The sequence below is a fragment of the Brucella sp. HL-2 genome, assembly GCF_025846885.2.
GTDB lineage: Bacteria > Pseudomonadota > Alphaproteobacteria > Rhizobiales > Rhizobiaceae > Brucella > Brucella quorumnocens.
In genome coordinates, this window is the sequence record NZ_JAOYTK010000028.1 from 17197 (window position 1) to 36772 (window position 19576).

A 19576-nucleotide genomic window follows, 5' to 3' on the forward strand; every position below is an offset into this window, starting at 1 on the left:
TGCCGCGATCAAAAGCCATCAACCGAAACGTTGCAACCCTTTATCGTGCATCGTGAAATATAATGCCCAGCGTATGACGCTTGCCTGAGCGCAGACGACTGACGCCGTGCCGCATTTTCGCCTTATAATCGCCACGCGTACCACGAATTGGCCTGTCGTTTACCGCAAAAATCACGGCATCTCCCTGCCTTAAAGGCACGACTTCCGCCCTGCTTTGCATACGCGGGCGCTGCTCGGTCAGCACAAACTCGCCGCCGGTGAAATCCTCGCCCGGCTGTGACAGCAGAACCGCTACCTGGAGCGAGAAAGCCAGATCACCGTAGAGATCCTGATGCAGGCAATTATAATCACCCTCGACATATTGCAGAATCAGCGGCGTCGGACGCACCTGTCCTGCCGCGTGACAGATTGCGAGATACTCATCATGACTTGCGGGATATTGTACTCCGCTCCCAAGACGCTCGCTCCAACGATTGGCGATGGGACTTAGCCGCGCATATAGCTCTTGCCGTAAGCCTTGAATGATATCCGGGAGCGGGTTGGAAAAATACTTGTATTCACCACGCCCAAAGCCATGTCTTGCCATCGTGATTGTCGAGCGGAATGCATCGGGTGCATCATAGAGCCCGACAAGCTGATTGCATTGATGTGAGGACAAGATTTTTGCAAGCGTTGCAGTGCCAAACTGATCCAGCTCATCGGCGATTTTTCCCCAGTCATAAGAGGCCAGTTTATCCTTCATGACTGGCGCTCTCTTTCAAGCAGATCACGCTTGCGCTCCACACCCCAGCGATAGCCGGAAAGGCCGCCATCATGACGCACGACCCGATGGCAAGGAACCGCAACAGCAATCTTGTTGGCACCACAGGCTTGTGCCACGGCCCGCGTTGATTTGGGCAGACCGATTGTCTGGGCAAGTTCGCTATAGCTTACGGTCTTGCCCAGTGGAATCTCCCGCAAAGCTTGCCACACGCGCTGCTGAAAAGCTGTGCCTCTCAAATCAAGTGGCAGATCAAACCCAATACCGGGATTTTCGACAAAGCCAATCACCTGCGCGATATGATCCTCGAAATCGCGGTCTGCTCCGACAAGCTGCGCTTTCGGAAAGCGCTTTTCCAGATCGATAATCAGCTCCTGCGGATCATCGCCCATCAGAATGGCACAGACCCCCTTCTCACTTTCGGCCACCAGAACAGCACCAAGTGCCGACTGTCCGATCGCAAAGCGGATGGTCTCGTTTTCGCCGCCGGACTTGTAGACCTTCGGTTTCATGCCGAGAATCTTGTCCGAAGCCTCATAGAAGCGGCTGGAGGAATTATAGCCTGCCTCATAGATCGCGTCCGTTACGCGGCTGCCATTGGCCTTGAGTGCTGCTCGCATTCTGCCTGCACGATGCGCATCGGCATAAGCCTTTGGTGTCAGGCCAGTAAAGCTTTTAAAGATGCGATGGAAATGTGCGGAACTTGCCCCTGCTGCACGCGCAATGTCTTCGAGTGCCGGAACTTCTTCGGCACTTTCAATGAAGCGGCAGGCTGCAGATACCATATCGGCATAACGCGCGTTGTTTTGTGCGTCGAGCGTCGCATCAATGTGTGGCTTGCACCGCATACAAGGGCGAAAGCCTGCATGCTCTGCATCTTCGCAAGCAACAAAAAACTGCACATTTTCGCGTTTTCCCCGCCGCGATGGGCATGAAGGGCGGCAATAGACGCCCGTCGTGCGTACAGCGTAAACGAATTGGCCATCTGATGCCTTGTCGCGCGCCAGCACTTGTCTCCAGCGGCTTTCATCAGTGTCGTTGCTGTTCGTTTGCGTGAGTGTCATCAGGTTCATGTCCGTTGTCCTTCCTAATATGAAGGAAATCTAACCCCAGACAAGACCGACAACACTCCGCTGCTTGCTTTCAAATTTCCGAAACGTTTTTAAGCCTTGCGCGCTTCCTTGATCGCTTCGATCAGGTCCTGCTCTTTCATCACGCCGCCATAAAGTCTGGTGCCAATGACAAAGGACGGAGTGCCACCAAAATTGAAGGCTTCACCCTGATCCATATTGCGTTCAAGAATGCCGTTGATCCGTGCAGCATCTGCTTTGTAAGCGGCTTCAAGCTTTTTCGGATCAAGACCAGCTTTCTTGAGTGCTGCATCCGTCTGATCTTTGGTCAGACGGCCCGGTGTTACCATCATGGCTTCCATCGCCTTGACGTAGTCACCAGACTTTTCGGCCGCCAGCACCAGCCGCGCCGGATAAGCCGAGTTGTCGCCAAAGATAATCCAGTCTTTCAATACCAACCGCACCTTGCCGTCATTTTCGACAACGCGCATGAGTTCGGCATGGCCCTTTTTGCAGTAAGGGCACTGATAGTCGAAATATTCAACGATGGTGACATCGCCATTTGGATTGCCGAGAACCGGGATGTCTTTGTCATAGAGGACATCGGCGACAGTCGGCACACGCTGGGCGAAGCTCTCGCCGCCAGAAATGGCAATTGTTGCGGCACCGGCTGCAGTTGCTGCCAGCATCTGACGACGATTGATCATTAGCTTTCTCCTTCAGAAGATTGGGCCCTTGATTGAGACTTATCCAGAACGACGACACGGCTTCCGCTGGAAACACGCTTATGAAGGTCGAGAATGTCCTGATTGAAAAGACGGATGCAGCCTGAAGATGCGGCTTTGCCGACCGACCATGGCTCATTCGTACCGTGGATGCGATAGAGCGTATCTTTGCCATCGCGATAGAGATAGAGGGCTCGCGCGCCGAGTGGATTGCGGATACCACCTTCCAGACCCTTGGCATATTTCGCGTAATGATCCGGATTGCGCTTAATCATATTCTGCGTCGGCGTCCAACGCGGCCATTGCGCCTTATACGCAACCTTTGCCTCACCGCTGAAAGTCAGGCCTGCACGACCGACACCTACGGAATAACGCATGGCTTTGCCGCCGGGCTGCACGAGATAAAGATAGCGCGCATAGGGATCGACAATGATAGTTCCGACCGGATGGCTGGTCTTGTAATTGACCTGCTTACGCAGATTACGCTCGGCGATTTTGCTCAGATCAAGTGCTGCAATCTGATTGCCGCCATCATTGACTGCACCATACATGACTTCATATTCGCTCTTTGCCGTCTGCACTTCAGGTTCTGGCAAAGGCTCAACAACAGGTGCTGCAGCCACGGGCTGAGGAGCGACAGCAACCGTTTCTGGCATCGTCACTGCGATCGGGCTATCTGACGACGTCGTCGTACAAGCCGCAACGACTAGCGGCAGCAGGCTGATCAACAACAGCCGCGCTACGGACGCTGCTGTGCGCCCCTTTTGATTTTGAGTAGTCAATGCCCAATACCCCAAATGTCCCCGAGCCATGTTCAATTTAGAGCGCGTTTTGATCTGATTGCACCAGATCAGCGCTCCAACCTTTCGTTTTAACGCGCATCTTGTTCCGAAAACCGGTTTCCACTTTTCGGATACGCTCTCATAAGCCTTGCTTCTGGTCGGTCCTTAGAAGCCCGACAGAGCGTTCAATGGTTGCCGACGATACATCGCCGACCAATCTTGTTCCTTCAGGCTCTTTGCTGGCATTGTTGAAGAAAACCATGGTTGGCGGACCTGCCACTTTGAGCTTTGCCATGAGATCGGCATTGCCCGCATTGAGGTCCGAGACATCCGCCTTGATAAGCTGATATCCGCCAAGCGCTTTCTTCACGCCTGCATCCGGCAGGACGCGCCGCTCCACAGTAGAGCAGCTTACGCACCAATCTGCCGTGAAATAGACCAGCGTCGGCTTGTCGCCGTGCGCCGCGTCCAGCTTTTCCTGAAGGGCAGAAACCGTATCGACCGGCGCGAATCGCAGCTCGGCCAAATTATGGTTAACGTCACGATTAACCAATGCCGCCAGCGGTTGCAATGGATCGCGGCCACCCGATGCCACGCCGAGCATCAAAATAACGCCATAAACGAAGGCCGTCGTGCCGATGGTGCGGGCGACAACACTGCGCCCCGGTATATTGAGAAAGGCAAAGCTCGCAACGCCAAACAGCAGCAAGGCCCAAAGCACCATATCCACGCCCGAGGGCAACAAAGGTGCCGCCATAAAGATAGCGGTTGCCAGAAAACCAAAGCCAAATACCTGCTTGAACAGTTCCATCCAGGCTCCGGCACGTGGCAAGGTGCCTGCACCAAGCGTAGCAAACGCAATCAAAGGCAGACCTTTGCCGATGCCAAGTGCGAAGAGAGCGCTGGCTCCGAGTGCTACGTTGGCGGTCTGCGCGATATAAAGTAGCGCGCCTGCCAAGGGTGCCGTAACGCAGGGGCCAACGATCAACACCGACGAAAAGCCGAGAATTGCAGCAGAGCGTTTTGAACCGGTTCGTTGACCAGTCTTGGCAGAAATTGCACTCACCCACGATGATGGCAACTGGATTTGGAACAGGCCGAACATCGACAGGGCCAGCAGTGTGAATATTCCGGCAAGTGCCAAGGCCATCCATTTGGATTGCAGCACCATTTGCAGGTTTTGGCCGGACCAGCCTGCAATAGCGCCAATGACTGCAAACCCAAGCGCAAGGCTGACAACATAGGTACTGGACAGAACAAAGCCACGTCGCGCAGTCAGTTTTTCCCCTTCTCGCGCCAGAGTTCCGGCAACAATCGGATAGATCGGAAACACGCAAGGCGTAAAGGCCAGTAGCACGCCGAAAGCAAGAAAAGCCGCAATCACCAGCACTGAACCACCCTGATCAAGCAGGTTCTCAATCATGCCCTTTTCAGGGGCGAGTGCGAAAGCTTTGCCTTGGTCATTCGGTGTTGGCGCCGCCGTAAATGCCGAGCCTTGTGAAAAGGCCTTACCCATCTGACTGCTGACTGCAAGTGTTACCGGATCGATGGTACGGGTTTCAGGTCGATAGCAGATGCCGTCTTCCTGACAGCCCTGATAAGTCAGTTGAATGGGTTCATTGCCTGCCGGAATACCGGCGCTTGCACGGGTATAATAGACTTCAAGGCGTCCGAAGTTCGGATCATCTTTTGCGATGCCTGGCTGGGTATCGACGGCCAGCGCCTGACCTTTTGCATCTTTTGCTTCGATATGATCGCGATAAAGATAGTAGCCGTCTGAAATCTGCCAATTGAAAATCAGTCGGTTATCGCCGTCCTTCACCACGCTTAGACGAAATGCATCATCGACCGGCAGCGGGCTTGCAGCCACTGCGGACGAAAGAACCATCATAAAAAAAGCGACGAGTATCGCAAAAAAGCGCATTCGAATTATTCCGGGTAATTTGATTCGTGCAAAATAGATTAGGTTGTAAAAAGCAAATGCTGCCGTCACCTTAAGGCAGCCTTAAGCTGGCAAAGCGAGAAGCCGCTTACAGTTGAAACAAGGCGGAAACAGGAAGACACATGCGCATTCTGGTGGTTGAAGACGATGCAATCCTGCTCGACGGGCTTTCCGTGGGACTGGGGTTGGCCGGCTTTACCGTGGACGCTGTCGCAAGTTGTGGCGATGCAGAGGCAGCCCTGGCTGCCCAGAATTACAATGCGATCGTGCTCGATCTGATGCTTCCCGACGGTTCCGGTCTCGACATATTGAAAGCCATGCGACAAGCACGCGATGAAACACCAGTTCTGTTATTGACCGCTCGCGATCAGGTGCCCGAACGCATTGCAGGTCTTGATGCGGGTGCAGATGATTATGTCGGCAAGCCGTTTGATCTGCATGAGCTTGCGGCGCGTGTGCGCGCCATTGCACGACGTGGCTCAGGTCGCGCCAGTGCTACACTTGAATGGCAAGGCGTAGAACTTGATCCGGCTGAAATGACGGTGCAATTCAAGGGCACCCCCCTGCGTCTGACGCGACGTGAGTTTTCGATATTGCGCACCTTGATGGAGCGCCCGACGGCTACCGTTTCCAAGTCATCGCTCGAAGAAGCACTTTATGGCTGGCAAGAGGAAGTCGAAAGCAACGCAGTGGAAGTACATATCCATCACCTTCGCGCCAAGCTCGGCTCCGGCTTTATCGAAACTGTTCGCGGTGTCGGCTACAGGCTTGCGGGAGCCCATACATGAACTCCATTCGCAGTCGCCTCACCGGCATATTGATCGGCATCACCTGCCTCGTCTGGCTGTTTGCCGTGGTCTGGATTCATGTCAGCACGCAGTCGCGCCTCGAAAAAGTGCTCGATGCGCGCTTGATGGAAGCCGCTCGCATGGTCAACTCGTTGCTGACTGAGCATCGCGTCGAAGTCGGTCCCGATGGGGATGGCGGGCAGCTTTCGCTGAAGCCCATGCCAGATTTCCCAATGTATGACCGCCAGCTTTTTTGCCAGATATGGGCGATCGACGGCAAGCTTGTGGGACGATCCGAAAGCGCGCCTGGCGAACGACTGACCGATGTAGCCAATGGATTTTCTGATACAGTTGTCGCGGGCGATCGCTGGCGCGTCTTTGCGGTCGAGAATACGCAACTGGGCTTGCGCGTGATGGTTGGCGACAGCCTTTCAGTTCGCGAGCGGTTGGTGCAAAGTGTGGTTACGGGCGTCGTACTACCGGCACTGCTTCTGCTTCCGATCCTCGCTATCCTGATCTGGCTATGCGTGCGGCGTGGCCTCAACCCACTAAGCAACCTTGCAGCAATCTTATCCAAACGGGATGCGAGAGACTTACGGCCACTGCGTGAAGAGAAGCTTCCGTCAGAAATTGCCCCGGCTGTTTCGGCGCTCAACGGGCTTTTCCATCGTGTGGAAGAAGCGCGGGAGCGCGAGCGTAATTTTGCAATCTTTGCGGCACATGAATTGAAGACCCCGCTTGCAGGTCTCAAAACACAGGCCCAAATTGCAGAGAGTGCAAAAGACGACGCCATGCGTATCAACGCCGTTCGTCAGATTGCCGCTGGAGTCGATCGCACCAGCCGTCTGGTCAATCAGTTGCTTGATCTGGCAGCGCTTGAAACAGGCGATGAAATGGAGCCTCCAGCACCCGAGCCCGCTTGCCAGCTGCTCGTTTCAATCTCAACGGATATGCGGATGCTTGCGGCGCATCGTGGCGTCAAAATCGAGCTACCGGGCAATCTGCCACTGGTTACGATGCAATACCCGCACCTCTTCACGTTAGCCATGCGCAATCTGATCGAGAACGCCGTCAACCATTCGCCGGAAAGCAGTTCAGTCAGATGCAGTCTGAATCAGGATGGCGAGCGCCTCATCTTCACTGTTGAAGATGATGGCCCCGGAATACCTCCCGAGGAGATGATCCACGTGACCGAGCGCTTTTATCGCGGTGCCAACAGAAGTGAAAACGGCAGCGGTCTTGGCCTTCCAATCGTCCAGATGGCAGCAACACGCATGGGCGGTGAAGTGCAATTGCACAACCGCATCGAAAGCGGCCTGCGCGCCCTTCTTATCATTCCGGCACAAACTGCGACATAAATTCCTGCCTGTTTACGTTGAACATTAGGTCTCTTACTATATTAATGCAATTGCAAATCATTTGCATTAATATTCGTATATTCGTTCGAGTTCAGATATCGCTTCTGAGAAAAGAAACCGAGACTGTTCATGCTGTTCAATCCTAGATCGGGGCCTAAATCAGAGCCCGACGCTTCACAGCTCTTGTCAAAGCACGTTCCTCGTTCTGGCAAAGAATGGAGACGGCAGCAGGCATCAACAGTCAAAGCGATTTTAAGACGGGCCGGGTTGCGCCCGACCCGTCAGCGCATAGCTCTCGGGTGCTTACTGTTCACTGACAAGCATCGGCATGTAACCCCGGATATGTTGAACGAAGAAGCCTTGTTGCACGGGGAAAAACTTTCGGTCGCAACAGTCTACAACGCACTTAATCAGTTCGCCGGTGCAGGTCTCATCCGCAAGATCAGCTTACATAGTGAGCGGACCTATTTCGATACGGATACGGGTGATCATACGCATTTCTACATTCATGACGAAGACAGGATCATCGACATTGCATCCAATGATGTAAGTGTTGGTCCCCTGCCTCCGCCACCTGCGGGTTACAAGGTCAGCAAGGTTGATATTCTCATTCATCTGACGCCCATCACTGACAGCAACTGATTTCCCAAAAAACTCCCAATTCGTCGCAGGCGCTCTAATCTTTTGTTTTGGCACGCATCTTGTCCGAAAACCGTTTCACACTTTTCGGGATGCGCTTAAGCGCTCGTTGATTTAGATCAATGACACCCTCTCGTAGAGAGCCGATAGAGAACTATCGCTATAGCTGTCTTCAGTTCGACAGCTTCTGACTTGCGCTGCGAGGGGATTAGATGAACTACGCCGCTGGAACAGTCCTTTCTGGTCTGGGAGCACTTTTTGCCGTGCTTCTGGCCGGATTTTCTCATGATGAGTTGTTCAGAACCCATATGTGGATTCTGTTCGCTACACTTGCCATCTTCACCATTTTGCTGATGCGGAATGCCGATTACGGCCTGACGCCAAAGAAGGTTGACCAGTCCACCTATATGGATGGACCGATCCGCTATGGTGTCATCGCAACCGTATTCTGGGGCGTTGTTGGCTTTCTAGTCGGTGTGCTTATCGCAGCCCAGCTCGCTTTTCCGGATCTCAATCTGGAACCTTATCTGAACTTTGGCCGTCTGCGTCCGCTGCACACATCAGCAGTTGTTTTTGCGTTTGGCGGCAACATACTCATCGCCTCATCCTTCTATGTCGTGCAGCGTACCTGTCGCGCACGCCTCGTTGGTGGCGATTTGGCCTGGTTCGTATTCTGGGGCTATCAGCTCTTTATCGTAATGGCTGCAACCGGCTACCTACTCGGTATCACACAGAGCCGCGAATATGCTGAACCGGAATGGTATGTCGATATCTGGCTCACCATCGTCTGGGTCGCCTACCTCGTTGTCTTCCTCGGCACCGTGTTGAAGCGCAAAGAGCCGCATATCTATGTGGCAAACTGGTTCTACCTGTCCTTCATCATCACCATTGCCATGTTGCATATCATCAACAATCTGGCGATCCCGGTATCGTTCTTAGGCGTTAAGAGCTATTCGGCCTTCGCAGGCGTTCAGGATGCCGTGACCCAATGGTGGTACGGCCATAACGCGGTTGCGTTCTTCCTGACCGTGCCATTCCTTGCGATGATGTACTATTTCGTACCAAAGCAGGCGAACCGTCCGGTCTATTCCTATCGCCTGTCGATCGTTCACTTCTGGTCTATCATCTTCCTCTATATCTGGGCTGGCCCTCACCATCTACATTACACGGCTGTTCCCGATTGGGCGCAGACGCTCGGCATGGTGTTCTCGATCATGCTGTGGATGCCTTCATGGGGTGGCATGATCAACGGTCTGATGACGCTTTCGGGTGCATGGGACAAGGTTCGTACCGATCCGATCATCCGTCTGATGGTTGCAGCTATCGCCTTCTATGGCATGGCGACCTTTGAAGGTCCTATGCTGTCGATCAAGGCAGTCAACTCGCTGTCCCACTACACCGACTGGACCATTGGTCACGTTCATGCGGGTGCGCTGGGCTGGAATGGCATGATCACATTTGCTGCCGTTTACTACCTCACACCCAAGCTGTGGGACCGTGAACGCCTCTATTCGATCCGCATGGTCAACTGGCACTTCTGGCTCGCAACACTCGGCATCGTGCTCTACGCCGCTGCCATGTGGGTTGCCGGTATCCAGCAGGGTCTGATGTGGCGCGAATACGACGATCAGGGTTTCCTCGTCTATTCCTTCGCCGAAACCGTGCTCGCAATGTTCCCATACTACGTCATCCGTACGGCAGGCGGTCTGCTCTACCTCGCCGGTGGATTGGTCATGGCATGGAATGTCTACCAGACCATTCGCGGCAACCTGCGCAAAGAAGTGCCAATGGGCGGTGCCCGGCCTGCTGCTGGCGCCCCAATGCAGCCAGCCGAATAAGGAGTGTGATTTATGTCTATTCTGAAAAAACACTCCAAGCTGGAGAGAAACGCGACCTTGCTGCTGATTGCCTCGCTTGCCGTGGTAACGGTCGGTGGCATCGTTGAGATCGCGCCGCTGTTCTATCTCGAAAATACCATCGAGAAGGTGGAGGGCATGCGTCCCTATTCGCCGCTGGAACTCGCGGGCCGTGACATCTATGTGCGTGAAGGTTGTTATCTCTGCCACAGCCAGATGATCCGCCCGTTCCGTGACGAAGTGGAGCGCTACGGCCATTACAGTCTGGCTGCGGAATCCATGTATGACCATTCATTCCAGTGGGGCTCTAAGCGTACAGGTCCCGACCTTGCGCGCGTCGGTGGCCGTTACTCCAACGAATGGCACGTGCAGCACCTCATCCGTCCGCGTGACGTGGTGCCGGAATCGGTCATGCCAAGCTACGCCTTCCTCAAAGATCGTCCGCTCGATGCCAACAACATCGCTGCGAACCTGAAGGCCAATGTGGCAGTCGGTGTGCCTTACACCCCCGAGATGGTCGACAATGCACTCGCCGACCTGAAGGCTCAAGCCGATCCGAACGCCGATACTTCTGGTGTCGAAGGGCGTTATCCCAAGGCACGTGTTGGTGATTTTGACGGTAATCCGCAGGTCATCTCCGAAATGGACGCGCTCATCGCCTATCTCCAGATGCTCGGCACGCTCGTTGATTTCTCGACCTACGACCAGTCCCCCAAAGCGCGATAAAGCGGAGATTTAGCGATGGATTACAATACCCTACGCACTTTCGCCGATAGCTGGGGCCTGCTCGCCATGGCGCTCTTCTTCGTCTTTGTCATTCTCTTTGCCTTCCGCCCCGGAAGCAAAAAGAAAGCCGATGAAGCGAAGGAAATTCCATTCAAGGACGACAAAAATGACTGACAAACAGATCGATGAAGTCAGTGGCGTAGAGACCACCGGCCACGAATGGGATGGCATTCGGGAACTCGACAATCCAATGCCACGCTGGTGGCTCTGGACCTTTTACGCAACGATTGTCTGGGCACTTGCCTATGTCATTGCCTATCCCGCATGGCCGCTGATTTCCAATTCAACCGCGGGCCTGATCGGCTGGTCGAGCCGCGGCGATTTCTGGAAAGAGAACGCAGAGATTGCGGCTGGTCGTCAGGGCATTATCGACCAGATCAAAGCCAAGGATGTGCATGAGATTCTGGCCGATGAAAACCTGCGCCAATATGCGATTGCGGGCGGTGCGGCTGCGTTCCGCGTCAATTGCGTGCAGTGCCACGGCTCAGGCGCACAGGGCGCACCCGGCTATCCAAACCTCAATGATGATGACTGGCTGTGGGGTGGTTCGGTCGACGACATCCTGACGACCATTCGTCATGGAGTGCGCTCGCCTGACGATAGTGAAACACGCGTTTCGGAAATGCCGGGCTTTGCGGATGTCCTCGAACCCGCGCAGATACGCGATGTCGCAGCTTACGTGGTCAGCCTTTCCGGCACGCCACATGATCCGGCTATGGTTCCAGAAGGCCAAAAGGTATTTGCTGAAAACTGTGCCGTCTGTCACGGCGCGGATGCAAAGGGCCTGCGTGAATTTGGTGCACCAAATCTTACCGACGCCATCTGGTTCTACGGCTCCGGCGAAGACGCCATTGCGCGTCAGGTCGCGCGTCCAAAACATGGCGTGATGCCTGCTTGGGAAACACGCCTCGGCGATGCAACCGTCAAGCAGCTCGCAATTTTCGTCCACTCGCTCGGTGGTGGTGAATAAAGCATTTCCAGCAAAAGTGCTTAGCGGTTTTACGTAGGATAATGCGTAAAAACAAATAGTTAGAGCGGTTCCAACGATTCAATCTTAATTGGAACCGCTCTAACGACCACTGGCCCCGAAAAGGGGCCAGTGAAAACAAGGGCAGCTCCAATTGAACGGCAAATCGGGGCTGCGCTCATGTCACTGCATTGGAACGGACGGCGAATAACCACCCCGCTCTCAATTGTTGCAAGTACGATCTACCGGCAAGCCAGCTTCTGTCTGTCCGGCATCGCGCTTCAGGAGCAAGGCAAATGTCAGACGATGTCGAACGCATAGACGTTCAGGCAGTCAACTCCCCCAAGACCCGCCTCCCTAAAAGTGGGAAGTCGCTTTATGCGGCGCGGGTGAAGATATTTCCGAAGCGTGTGCAGGGTGAGTTCCGCCGCTTCAAATGGATCATCATGTTCATTACGTTGGGGATCTATTACCTGACGCCGTGGCTGCGCTGGGATCGCGGCCCCTATGCGCCCGATCAGGCGGTGCTGATTGATCTTGCCAATCGCCGCTTCTATTTCTTCTTCATCGAAATCTGGCCGCAGGAATTCTATTACGTCGCGGGCCTGCTCATCATGGCGGGCCTCGGTCTGTTTCTGGTGACATCTGCGGCTGGGCGCGCTTGGTGTGGCTACACCTGTCCGCAGACTGTCTGGGTCGATCTCTATCTTGTTGTTGAGCGTGCGATCGAAGGCGACCGCAATGCCCGCATGAAACTCGACAAGGCTCCATGGACCTTTGACAAGGTCTGGAAGCGAGTAACCAAGCACGGCATCTGGATATTGATCGGTATTCTGACCGGTGGCGCATGGATTTTCTATTTCGCCGACGCCCCCACTCTGCTTATGGATTTCGTCACGGCTAAAGCGGCACCCGTCGCCTATTTCACCGTCGCCATTCTCACCGCCACGACCTATGTTTTCGGCGGCCTGATGCGTGAGCAGGTCTGCACTTATATGTGTCCTTGGCCACGCATCCAGGCGGCCATGCTCGATGAGAACTCTCTCACCGTCACCTATAATGACTGGCGCGGCGAACCACGTTCACGTCACTCCAAAAAAGCAATTGCTACGGGCGAAACCGTTGGCGATTGCGTCGATTGTAATGCCTGCGTTGCCGCCTGCCCGATGGGTATCGACATTCGCGACGGGCAGCAGCTTGAATGTATTACCTGCGCACTCTGCATTGATGCCTGCAACTCTGTGATGGACAAGGTCGGCAAGGAACGCGGACTGATCTCCTATGCAACACTTGCCGACTACAATTCGAATATGGACCTCGCCACCAATAACGGCACGGCTCCTATCGATCCAACGCGTGTCTATGAAGCGCCAAACAAGTTTTCCAGTGCGGTTGAACATCTGTCGCTGAAAAAAGTTCTGCGTCCGCGCATCCTGTTTTACTTCATCGTCTGGGCGCTGATCGGCCTCACGCTCGTTATCTCGCTTTCGATGCGTCAGCGCATCGGCATTAACGTGTTGCATGACCGCACGCCGCAATATGTGTTGCTGTCCGATGGCTCAATCCGCAACGGTTATACCGTCAAGCTGCTCAACATGATCCCCGTTCCACGCACTTTCCGTCTGTCGATAGAAGGGTTGCCGGGTGCAACGCTGACTGTTCAGGATGAAAACATCGATGCGGAAGGCAATTACGATGTGCCGGTAGAACCCGACCGGCTGAAGACGCTGCGCGTTTTCGTGACCCTGCCGCATGATGCAATTACGGAGCCACGCTCCGACTATGAAATCGAAGTGCGCGACGCGGACGGCTCCGAAAGCGCACGCTACAAAGCAACTTTCATGGCACCGGAGAAGAAATGATGTCAGTAAAATCAAAAACGTCAGGCACTTTTACCGGTTGGCACATGCTGGGCATCATGATTGCCTTTTTTGGCGTCATCATCGCTGTCAATATGACCATGGCTTACAAGGCAGTCAGTAGCTGGAGCGGGCTTGTGGTGAAAAACACCTATGTCGCAAGCCAAGAGTTCAACGACAAAGCCGAAACCGGCAAGGAACAAGCTGCACTCGGTTGGCAGTCCCAGCCATCTTACGCAGAAGGTGTGTTCAGCTGGAAACTCGCGGATGGCGACGGCAAAGCCATTACCTTGGCCGGTGGCACGGTTGAATTCAAGCGCCCGGTCGGCGATGTGCACGACACCAAAGTCACCCTCAGCACGGATGACGAGGGTGTGCTGACCGCGCCGCTTGAGCTTGGTGAAGGCGCATGGATCATGGAAGTCAATGCCGATGCCAATGAAAAGTATGGCCTTGAAGATCCCTATCGCCATATCATCCGCGTTCTTGTGAAGGACGGGAGGATCTTATGAGTTGTTGCGTTGAAAATGCTCAGATAGCCACCGTCATTCAGACCGTTTCGCCCGATGAAATGCTGGTTGCAAGTCGTGCGCTGGGCGACGGCCTGCGTCAGCTTGATCTGTCGGTTCCCGGCGTTCATTGCGGCCTTTGCATCAAGACCATTGAAGAGGCGCTCGGTAAGCTGCCGGGCGTCGCATATGTTCGCGTTAATCTCACAGCGCGCCGCGTCACCATTCGCTGGAAGGATGGCGAAACACCGCCTGATGTCGTCGATCCGCTACGCCGCCTTGGCTACGAGGCGCATATTTTCGATATGGTTCAGGATAAGGACCCGGCCTTCACACGGCTGTTGATTGCGCTTGGGGTTGCAGCCTTCGCATCCAGCAATGTGATGCTGTTGTCTGTTGCAGTCTGGTCGGGAGCAGATGCCGCAACGCGCGATATGTTTCACTGGATTTCCGGTCTTATCGCCCTGCCGACATTGATTTATTCGGGTCGGATTTTCTATGTTTCTGCGTGGAACGCCTTGCGTACCCGACGTGTGAACATGGATGTGCCGATTGCACTCGCCATTTCGCTCGCCTTTGGCATGAGCGTTTATGAGACCATGAACCATGGGCAACACGCCTACTTCGATGCCTCGGTTTCACTGCTGTTCTTCCTGTTGATCGGTCGCACGCTCGATTATCTCATGCGCGCACGCGCACGCTCCGCTGTGCGAGGTCTTGCACAGTTAAGCCCGCGTGGTGCCGTGGTTATCGGCGAAAATGACGAGCGCAACTATCTGCCGGTCAATGAAATCCGCCCCGGAATGCGGATCATCCTTGCAGCAGGAGAGCGCGTTCCTGTTGACGCGAAGGTGGAAGACGGACGCTCGGAACTCGATTGCGCCATTGCATCGGGCGAAAGCGATGCAGTGCCTGTCGGTCCCGGCTCGGATATTCGTGCGGGCACCATGAACCTCTCCGCTCCACTCGTCATTCGCGCAACTGCCGAAGCCAAGGATTCGTTCCTTGCCGAGATGGTGCGCCTGATGGACGTCGCAGAAGGAGGCCGCGCCTATTATCGTCGTCTCGCTGATCGTGCCTCGGAGCTTTATGTGCCGATGGTGCATACGATAGCCTTTGCGGCATTTGTCGGCTGGATGATCTATACCGGCGGCGACTGGTATCGCTCTATCTATATTGCGATCTGCACGCTCATCATCACTTGCCCCTGTGCGTTGGCACTTGCCGTGCCAATCGTTCAGGTGGTTGCCGCGCGTCGCCTGTTTGAAAATGGCATCATGATCAAGGACGGGTCCGCAATGGAGCGGATGGCTGAGATCGATACAGCCATATTCGACAAGACCGGAACGCTGACACTTGGTCAGCCGCGCCTCATTAACCGCGATATGATCAACCCGAACCACCTCGAAATTGCAGCTGAACTGTCGCTTTATTCGCGTCATCCATTGTCGCGAGCGCTGGCGTTGTTCTCTGGCGCAAAGCCAATGACTGCTTTCACACGCATTGAGGAAATTCCCGGTTCGGGCATTGAAGCAGCGTTGAATGGCACGGTTTACCGGCTCGGAAAGCGCGAATGGACTGACAGCAATGCGCATGCTGATGCTGCCGACGGCCCAGAGACCTGCCTTTCCATCGACGGCAAGCTGGTTGAAACATTCCGCTTTGAAGACCAACCGCGCGAAGATGCAGCCGCTGCCATCGGCACTCTAAAACGCAATGGTTTGAAGCTGGAAATAATTTCCGGCGACAAACAGCCCGCCGTGCAAAAGCTTGCCGGTTATCTTGGTGTCGATACCTATCGCGGCGAAGTTCTGCCTGCTGACAAGTCACAACTTGTGCAGGAACTCACCGCCGATGGTCGCAAAGTTCTGATGGTCGGTGACGGGCTTAATGATGCTCCAGCCCTTGTTGCAGCCCATGTTTCCATGGCTCCCGCAACCGCTGCCGATATCGGCCGGAATGCTGCCGATTTCGTATTCCTGCGCGAAAGCCTCTCCGCCGTACCGCTGGCTTTTGCTGTATCGAAGGAAGCTGGCAAGCTGATCAGCCAAAACTTTGCGCTGTCCATAGGCTATAATATCATTGCTGTGCCGATTGCAATTTTCGGCTATGTGACGCCATTGGTAGCAGCATTATCGATGTCGCTATCGTCCATCGTGGTCGTCAGCAACGCCATGCGATTGCGGGCTGGAAAACAAAAGCAGCCGGTGCAAACCACTGTCGCACCTGCTGCCATTTTGAAGGAAGCGCACAAATGAGCGGACTTCTTTTCCTTATTCCCATCGCGCTGGGCCTTGGTGTTCTGGGCCTTGCCGGTTTTTTATGGTCATTGAAAAATGGCCAGTATGAAGACTTAGACGGAGCTGCGACCCGGATACTTATCGACGACGAAACTAAGCCAATATCAAAATCGCTCTCAGATCATTGACGTTCGTTCCGGTGGGACCGGGCATGAACAGATCATCAATCGCATCAAATGCCGTCCATGCGTCATTGGCGTTAAGCCGCGCAGCCCCGTCTTCACCCGCCTTTTGCAGCCGCGAAACCGTTGTGCCATCGGCAAAAGCTCCAGCATTATCTTCCGAACCGTCGATGCCATCGGTATCCGCTGCCAGCGCGTGAATATTCGTATAGCTATCTATATCAAGCGCGAAGGACAGTAGAAACTCGCTGTTGCGCCCGCCTTTGCCGCCTTTCGTACGAATAGTCACGGTCGTTTCACCACCTGACAGGATCACCACTGGCTTTTTAAACGGACGATCACGATCAGCCACTTCACGCGCAATCGCCGCATGAACATGAGCAACTTCGCGTGCCTCACCTTCCATTGAATCGGACAGGATCACCGCCTCAACGCCATGGCGCTCCGCTTCCTTGACTGCGGCCTCCAGAGAAACCGCTGCTGACGCAATCACCCGTACTTCATTGTCGGCAAAGATTTTGTCGTCGGGTTTTGGCGCATGAGCCTTCTCGCTTTTGATATGCGCGAGCACAGCATCTGGCAGTTCAAGCTTATAGCGTTCGATGATTTTCAGCGCTTCGTCGCGGCTGGTTTTATCCGGCACAGTTGGGCCTGACGCAACAAAGGCAGGATTGTCACCGGGAATATCAGAAACGACCAGCGAAAAGACTTTTGCCGGATGGGCGCAAGCAGCTAATCTTCCACCCTTGATGGTCGAAAGATGTTTTCTCACGGCATTCATTGCCGAAATCGGCGCACCAGATGCCAGCAACGACTTATTGACGGCGATCTCATCTTCCAAGGTCAGACCTTCAGGCGGCGATGGCAACAATGCCGAACCGCCACCGGAAATGAGCGCGACGACAAGATCATCCTCGGTGAGACCCGACACCGCGTCAAACAGTCGTTTTGAAGCAGCAAGCCCGGCATCATCGGGAACCGGATGCGACGCCTCAATGATCTCAATAGTTTTGCAGGACGTGCCATAGCCGTAACGCGTAACTACAACACCTTCCAGCGGCGCTTCCTCATTCTCATGCCGCTCTGCCCATGCCCGCTCGAATGCAGCCGCCATCTGCGCCGAGCCTTTGCCTGCACCAATCACAATCGTTCGGCCTTTGGGCTTTGCAGGCAGATTGGCGCGGATCACCAGTTCAGGGTCAGCAGCAGCAACCGCTGCATCAAAGAGACTGGTCAAAAACTTCTTCGGATCGGTGATGGCGGTCATGAGATTCCCGATATTATTGTTGTTTGGCCGACTATTTCTGAACGAACTTATAAAATCAATGGAGCCGGCCATCTCCTCCAGACAGCCAGCTCCATGTTCTCCCCTCCAGAGAAATCAGGCGCTTGAATTAGGCAACGTCGTGATTTGCCATCCGTTCCAATGCGCGCACCAGCCCAGAATGATCCAGACCGTCATCGCCATGGGCTGCACAGGAGTTGAACAATTCCTGCGCCATTGCCGTATTCGGCAGCGACACGCCTAGAGCTTTCGCGCCCTGCAATGCCAGGTTCAAATCCTTCTGGTGCAGCGAAATGCGGAAACCCGGATCAAATGTGCGCTTGATCATGCGTTCGCCATGCACTTCCAGAATGCGCGACGAGGCAAATCCACCCATCAGAGCCTCGCGAACCTTTGCCGGATCAGCACCCGCTTTGGAGGCAAACACCAGCGCTTCGGCAACGGCCTCTATATTGAGCGCAACGATGATCTGATTAGCGACTTTGGTTGTCTGACCATCACCGCAATCGCCGACCAGCGTGATGTTTTTGCCCATCAATTTGAGCAAAGGTAGTGCTGCATCAAAACTTGCCTGTGCGCCGCCTGCCATGATGGAAAGGCTGGCGTTTTTCGCTCCAACTTCACCGCCTGACACTGGTGCATCGATATATTCGGCACCAGTTGCGCGGACTTTCTTTGCGAATTCCTTGGTTTCGATAGGCGAAATCGAGCTCATATCGATGAGCGTCTTGCCCTTGCCCAAGCCTTCCGCAACACCATCCTCACTAAACAGAACGTCGGCGACCTGCGGCGTATCCGGTAGCATGAGGATGATTGTCTCACATTCCGCAGCCACTGCCTTGGGCGTATCGAGAACAGTCAGTCCTGCATCCAGCAAGTCTTTATGTGGAGGCTGCGTGTGCTTTGAGGTAAAAAGCTGGTGGCCTGCATTTTGCAAATGCTGCGCCATTGGCTTGCCCATGATCCCCAGTCCGATGAAGCCGATTTTGGCCATTTCGCTTACTCCCTATTCTAACTTATGCACTTAACCGTTCAGCTTCATATTGTTTGAACCAGCCCAAGCCCTCTTCCGTGGTGGTCTTTGGCTTGTATTCGCAACCGATCCAGCCTTTGTAACCAGCGGCTTTCAGCGCTTCGAACACATATGGATAGTTAATTTCGCCTGTGCCCGGCTCGTTACGGCCCGGATTATCGGCAAGCTGAACATGCGCAATCAGCGGCTTGTAGCGTTCATAGGTGGCAATCAGTTCACCACGCGTGCGCTGCTGATGGTAGAGATCATACTGGATGAACAGGTTGTTGCTGCCGACCTCGTCGATGATCGAAACTGCCTGCTCGACCGTGTTGAGGTAAAATCCCGGAATATCATAGTGATTGATCGGTTCGATCAGCAGGCGAATACCATGCTTGCCGAGTTCCTTTGCGGCAAGCCGCAAATTGCTGACGAAAGTTGCGCGTAGCACATCAGGGTCGGCGCCCTGTGGTGCAATACCCGCGAGGCAATTCACCTGCGAACAGTTAAGCGTTGACGCGTAATCAATCGCGTCCGCCACACCACGGCGAAATTCGTCAATTCGGTCAGGCAGAACTGCGATCCCACGTTCGCCACCGCCCCAGTTGCCGGCTGGCAAATTGTGCAACACCTGTGCCAGATTGTGCTTAGTAAGTGCTGCTTTCAATTCATGCCGGTTGAAGTCATAGGGGAAGAGATATTCGACCCCCGTGAAACCAGCTTGAGCCGCCAGCGCAAAGCGCTCCATAAACGGCACTTCATTAAAAAGCATGGTGAGATTGGCTGCAAATCTTGGCATAATCCATTCCTTCGAAA

19 protein-coding genes are annotated in these 19576 nt (G+C 54.3%); 11 read left to right on the plus strand and 8 right to left on the minus strand.

The window, feature by feature from the left end:
- Positions 1 to 40: 40 nt before the first annotated feature.
- From OIV19_RS19930 to dsbD, 5 genes are all read right to left on the minus strand, one after another.
- Positions 41 to 742, minus strand: a complete 702-nt coding sequence (locus tag OIV19_RS19930) for a 2OG-Fe(II) oxygenase (protein ID WP_264233283.1) — start codon at positions 740 to 742, stop codon at positions 41 to 43.
- Positions 739 to 1833 (minus strand): bifunctional DNA-binding transcriptional regulator/O6-methylguanine-DNA methyltransferase Ada, encoded by a 1095-nt coding sequence (ada, locus tag OIV19_RS19935; RefSeq protein WP_095446098.1) that lies wholly within the window; start codon positions 1831 to 1833, stop codon positions 739 to 741. The genes OIV19_RS19930 and ada overlap by 4 nt, the downstream gene beginning before the upstream one ends.
- Positions 1834 to 1922: 89 nt before the next feature.
- Entirely contained in the window at positions 1923 to 2537 is a 615-nt protein-coding gene (locus OIV19_RS19940) for a DsbA family protein (RefSeq protein ID WP_095446097.1), read from the minus strand.
- On the minus strand, positions 2537 to 3289 hold the full coding sequence (locus OIV19_RS19945) for a L,D-transpeptidase (protein ID WP_412535054.1): 753 nt from the start codon (positions 3287 to 3289) through the stop codon (positions 2537 to 2539). The genes OIV19_RS19940 and OIV19_RS19945 overlap by 1 nt, the downstream gene beginning before the upstream one ends.
- A 187-nt stretch (positions 3290 to 3476) precedes the next feature.
- A complete protein-coding gene (dsbD, locus tag OIV19_RS19950; RefSeq protein WP_264233284.1) occupies positions 3477 to 5261 on the minus strand; it encodes a protein-disulfide reductase DsbD in 1785 nt (594 codons plus the stop codon).
- 140 nt (positions 5262 to 5401) lie between these two features.
- On the opposite strand from dsbD, the gene OIV19_RS19955 reads away from it, so the two are divergent.
- From OIV19_RS19955 to ccoS, 11 genes are all read left to right on the plus strand, one after another.
- On the plus strand, positions 5402 to 6067 hold the full coding sequence (locus tag OIV19_RS19955) for a response regulator (protein WP_264233286.1): 666 nt from the start codon (positions 5402 to 5404) through the stop codon (positions 6065 to 6067).
- Positions 6064 to 7425, plus strand: coding sequence for an ATP-binding protein (locus OIV19_RS19960; protein WP_264233287.1), 1362 nt, complete (start codon positions 6064 to 6066; stop codon positions 7423 to 7425). Before OIV19_RS19955 ends, OIV19_RS19960 begins: the two co-directional genes overlap by 4 nt.
- Positions 7426 to 7554: 129 nt before the next feature.
- Positions 7555 to 8067 carry an iron response transcriptional regulator IrrA gene (irrA, locus tag OIV19_RS19965; protein WP_151096073.1) on the plus strand — a complete coding sequence of 171 codons (513 nt, stop codon included), beginning with the start codon at positions 7555 to 7557 and terminating at the stop codon, positions 8065 to 8067.
- Positions 8068 to 8276: 209 nt separating this feature from the next.
- The gene (gene ccoN / locus OIV19_RS19970) at positions 8277 to 9902 is read left to right on the plus strand and encodes a cytochrome-c oxidase, cbb3-type subunit I (RefSeq protein ID WP_095446091.1); all 1626 of its coding nucleotides are present in this window, start codon (positions 8277 to 8279) and stop codon (positions 9900 to 9902) included.
- Between the two features lie 12 nt (positions 9903 to 9914).
- On the plus strand, positions 9915 to 10646 hold the full coding sequence (gene ccoO / locus OIV19_RS19975; RefSeq protein ID WP_095446090.1) for a cytochrome-c oxidase, cbb3-type subunit II: 732 nt from the start codon (positions 9915 to 9917) through the stop codon (positions 10644 to 10646).
- Between the two features lie 15 nt (positions 10647 to 10661).
- Entirely contained in the window at positions 10662 to 10820 is a 159-nt protein-coding gene (locus OIV19_RS19980) for a CcoQ/FixQ family Cbb3-type cytochrome c oxidase assembly chaperone (RefSeq protein WP_024896091.1), read from the plus strand.
- Positions 10813 to 11676 carry a cytochrome-c oxidase, cbb3-type subunit III gene (gene ccoP / locus OIV19_RS19985; protein ID WP_095446089.1) on the plus strand — a complete coding sequence of 288 codons (864 nt, stop codon included), beginning with the start codon at positions 10813 to 10815 and terminating at the stop codon, positions 11674 to 11676. The genes OIV19_RS19980 and ccoP overlap by 8 nt, the downstream gene beginning before the upstream one ends.
- Positions 11677 to 11969: 293 nt before the next feature.
- Positions 11970 to 13535 carry a cytochrome c oxidase accessory protein CcoG gene (ccoG, locus tag OIV19_RS19990; protein ID WP_151096067.1) on the plus strand — a complete coding sequence of 522 codons (1566 nt, stop codon included), beginning with the start codon at positions 11970 to 11972 and terminating at the stop codon, positions 13533 to 13535.
- A complete protein-coding gene (locus OIV19_RS19995) occupies positions 13535 to 14044 on the plus strand; it encodes a FixH family protein (RefSeq protein ID WP_264233313.1) in 510 nt (169 codons plus the stop codon). The genes ccoG and OIV19_RS19995 overlap by 1 nt, the downstream gene beginning before the upstream one ends.
- Positions 14041 to 16299: a cation-translocating P-type ATPase gene (locus OIV19_RS20000; protein ID WP_264233293.1), complete on the plus strand. Its 2259-nt coding sequence runs from the start codon at positions 14041 to 14043 to the stop codon at positions 16297 to 16299. Before OIV19_RS19995 ends, OIV19_RS20000 begins: the two co-directional genes overlap by 4 nt.
- A complete protein-coding gene (gene ccoS / locus OIV19_RS20005) occupies positions 16296 to 16469 on the plus strand; it encodes a cbb3-type cytochrome oxidase assembly protein CcoS (protein WP_095446084.1) in 174 nt (57 codons plus the stop codon). Before OIV19_RS20000 ends, ccoS begins: the two co-directional genes overlap by 4 nt.
- On the opposite strand, the gene OIV19_RS20010 is transcribed toward ccoS, so the two are convergent.
- From OIV19_RS20010 to hyi, 3 genes are all read right to left on the minus strand, one after another.
- Positions 16435 to 17730, minus strand: coding sequence for a glycerate kinase type-2 family protein (locus OIV19_RS20010; RefSeq protein ID WP_264233295.1), 1296 nt, complete (start codon positions 17728 to 17730; stop codon positions 16435 to 16437). The two genes, ccoS and OIV19_RS20010, sit on opposite strands and share 35 nt — an antisense overlap.
- A gap of 127 nt (positions 17731 to 17857) precedes the next feature.
- Positions 17858 to 18742 (minus strand): 2-hydroxy-3-oxopropionate reductase, encoded by an 885-nt coding sequence (locus tag OIV19_RS20015; protein ID WP_095446083.1) that lies wholly within the window; start codon positions 18740 to 18742, stop codon positions 17858 to 17860.
- Between the two features lie 22 nt (positions 18743 to 18764).
- On the minus strand, positions 18765 to 19559 hold the full coding sequence (gene hyi, locus OIV19_RS20020) for a hydroxypyruvate isomerase (RefSeq protein ID WP_095446082.1): 795 nt from the start codon (positions 19557 to 19559) through the stop codon (positions 18765 to 18767).
- Positions 19560 to 19576 lie beyond the last annotated feature (17 nt).

Coding starts and splice junctions, on each gene's coding strand:
- OIV19_RS19930 (WP_264233283.1), bottom strand. CDS start 742: ATGAAGGATAAACTGGCCTCTTATGACTGGGGAAAAATCGCCGATGAG.
- ada (WP_095446098.1), bottom strand. CDS start 1,833: ATGAACCTGATGACACTCACGCAAACGAACAGCAACGACACTGATGAA.
- OIV19_RS19940 (WP_095446097.1), bottom strand. CDS start 2,537: ATGATCAATCGTCGTCAGATGCTGGCAGCAACTGCAGCCGGTGCCGCA.
- dsbD (WP_264233284.1), bottom strand. CDS start 5,261: ATGCGCTTTTTTGCGATACTCGTCGCTTTTTTTATGATGGTTCTTTCG.
- OIV19_RS19955 (WP_264233286.1), top strand. CDS start 5,402: ATGCGCATTCTGGTGGTTGAAGACGATGCAATCCTGCTCGACGGGCTT.
- OIV19_RS19960 (WP_264233287.1), top strand. CDS start 6,064: ATGAACTCCATTCGCAGTCGCCTCACCGGCATATTGATCGGCATCACC.
- irrA (WP_151096073.1), top strand. CDS start 7,555: ATGCTGTTCAATCCTAGATCGGGGCCTAAATCAGAGCCCGACGCTTCA.
- ccoN (WP_095446091.1), top strand. CDS start 8,277: ATGAACTACGCCGCTGGAACAGTCCTTTCTGGTCTGGGAGCACTTTTT.
- ccoO (WP_095446090.1), top strand. CDS start 9,915: ATGTCTATTCTGAAAAAACACTCCAAGCTGGAGAGAAACGCGACCTTG.
- OIV19_RS19980 (WP_024896091.1), top strand. CDS start 10,662: ATGGATTACAATACCCTACGCACTTTCGCCGATAGCTGGGGCCTGCTC.
- ccoP (WP_095446089.1), top strand. CDS start 10,813: ATGACTGACAAACAGATCGATGAAGTCAGTGGCGTAGAGACCACCGGC.
- ccoG (WP_151096067.1), top strand. CDS start 11,970: ATGTCAGACGATGTCGAACGCATAGACGTTCAGGCAGTCAACTCCCCC.
- OIV19_RS19995 (WP_264233313.1), top strand. CDS start 13,535: ATGTCAGTAAAATCAAAAACGTCAGGCACTTTTACCGGTTGGCACATG.
- OIV19_RS20000 (WP_264233293.1), top strand. CDS start 14,041: ATGAGTTGTTGCGTTGAAAATGCTCAGATAGCCACCGTCATTCAGACC.
- ccoS (WP_095446084.1), top strand. CDS start 16,296: ATGAGCGGACTTCTTTTCCTTATTCCCATCGCGCTGGGCCTTGGTGTT.
- OIV19_RS20010 (WP_264233295.1), bottom strand. CDS start 17,730: ATGACCGCCATCACCGATCCGAAGAAGTTTTTGACCAGTCTCTTTGAT.
- OIV19_RS20015 (WP_095446083.1), bottom strand. CDS start 18,742: ATGGCCAAAATCGGCTTCATCGGACTGGGGATCATGGGCAAGCCAATG.
- hyi (WP_095446082.1), bottom strand. CDS start 19,559: ATGCCAAGATTTGCAGCCAATCTCACCATGCTTTTTAATGAAGTGCCG.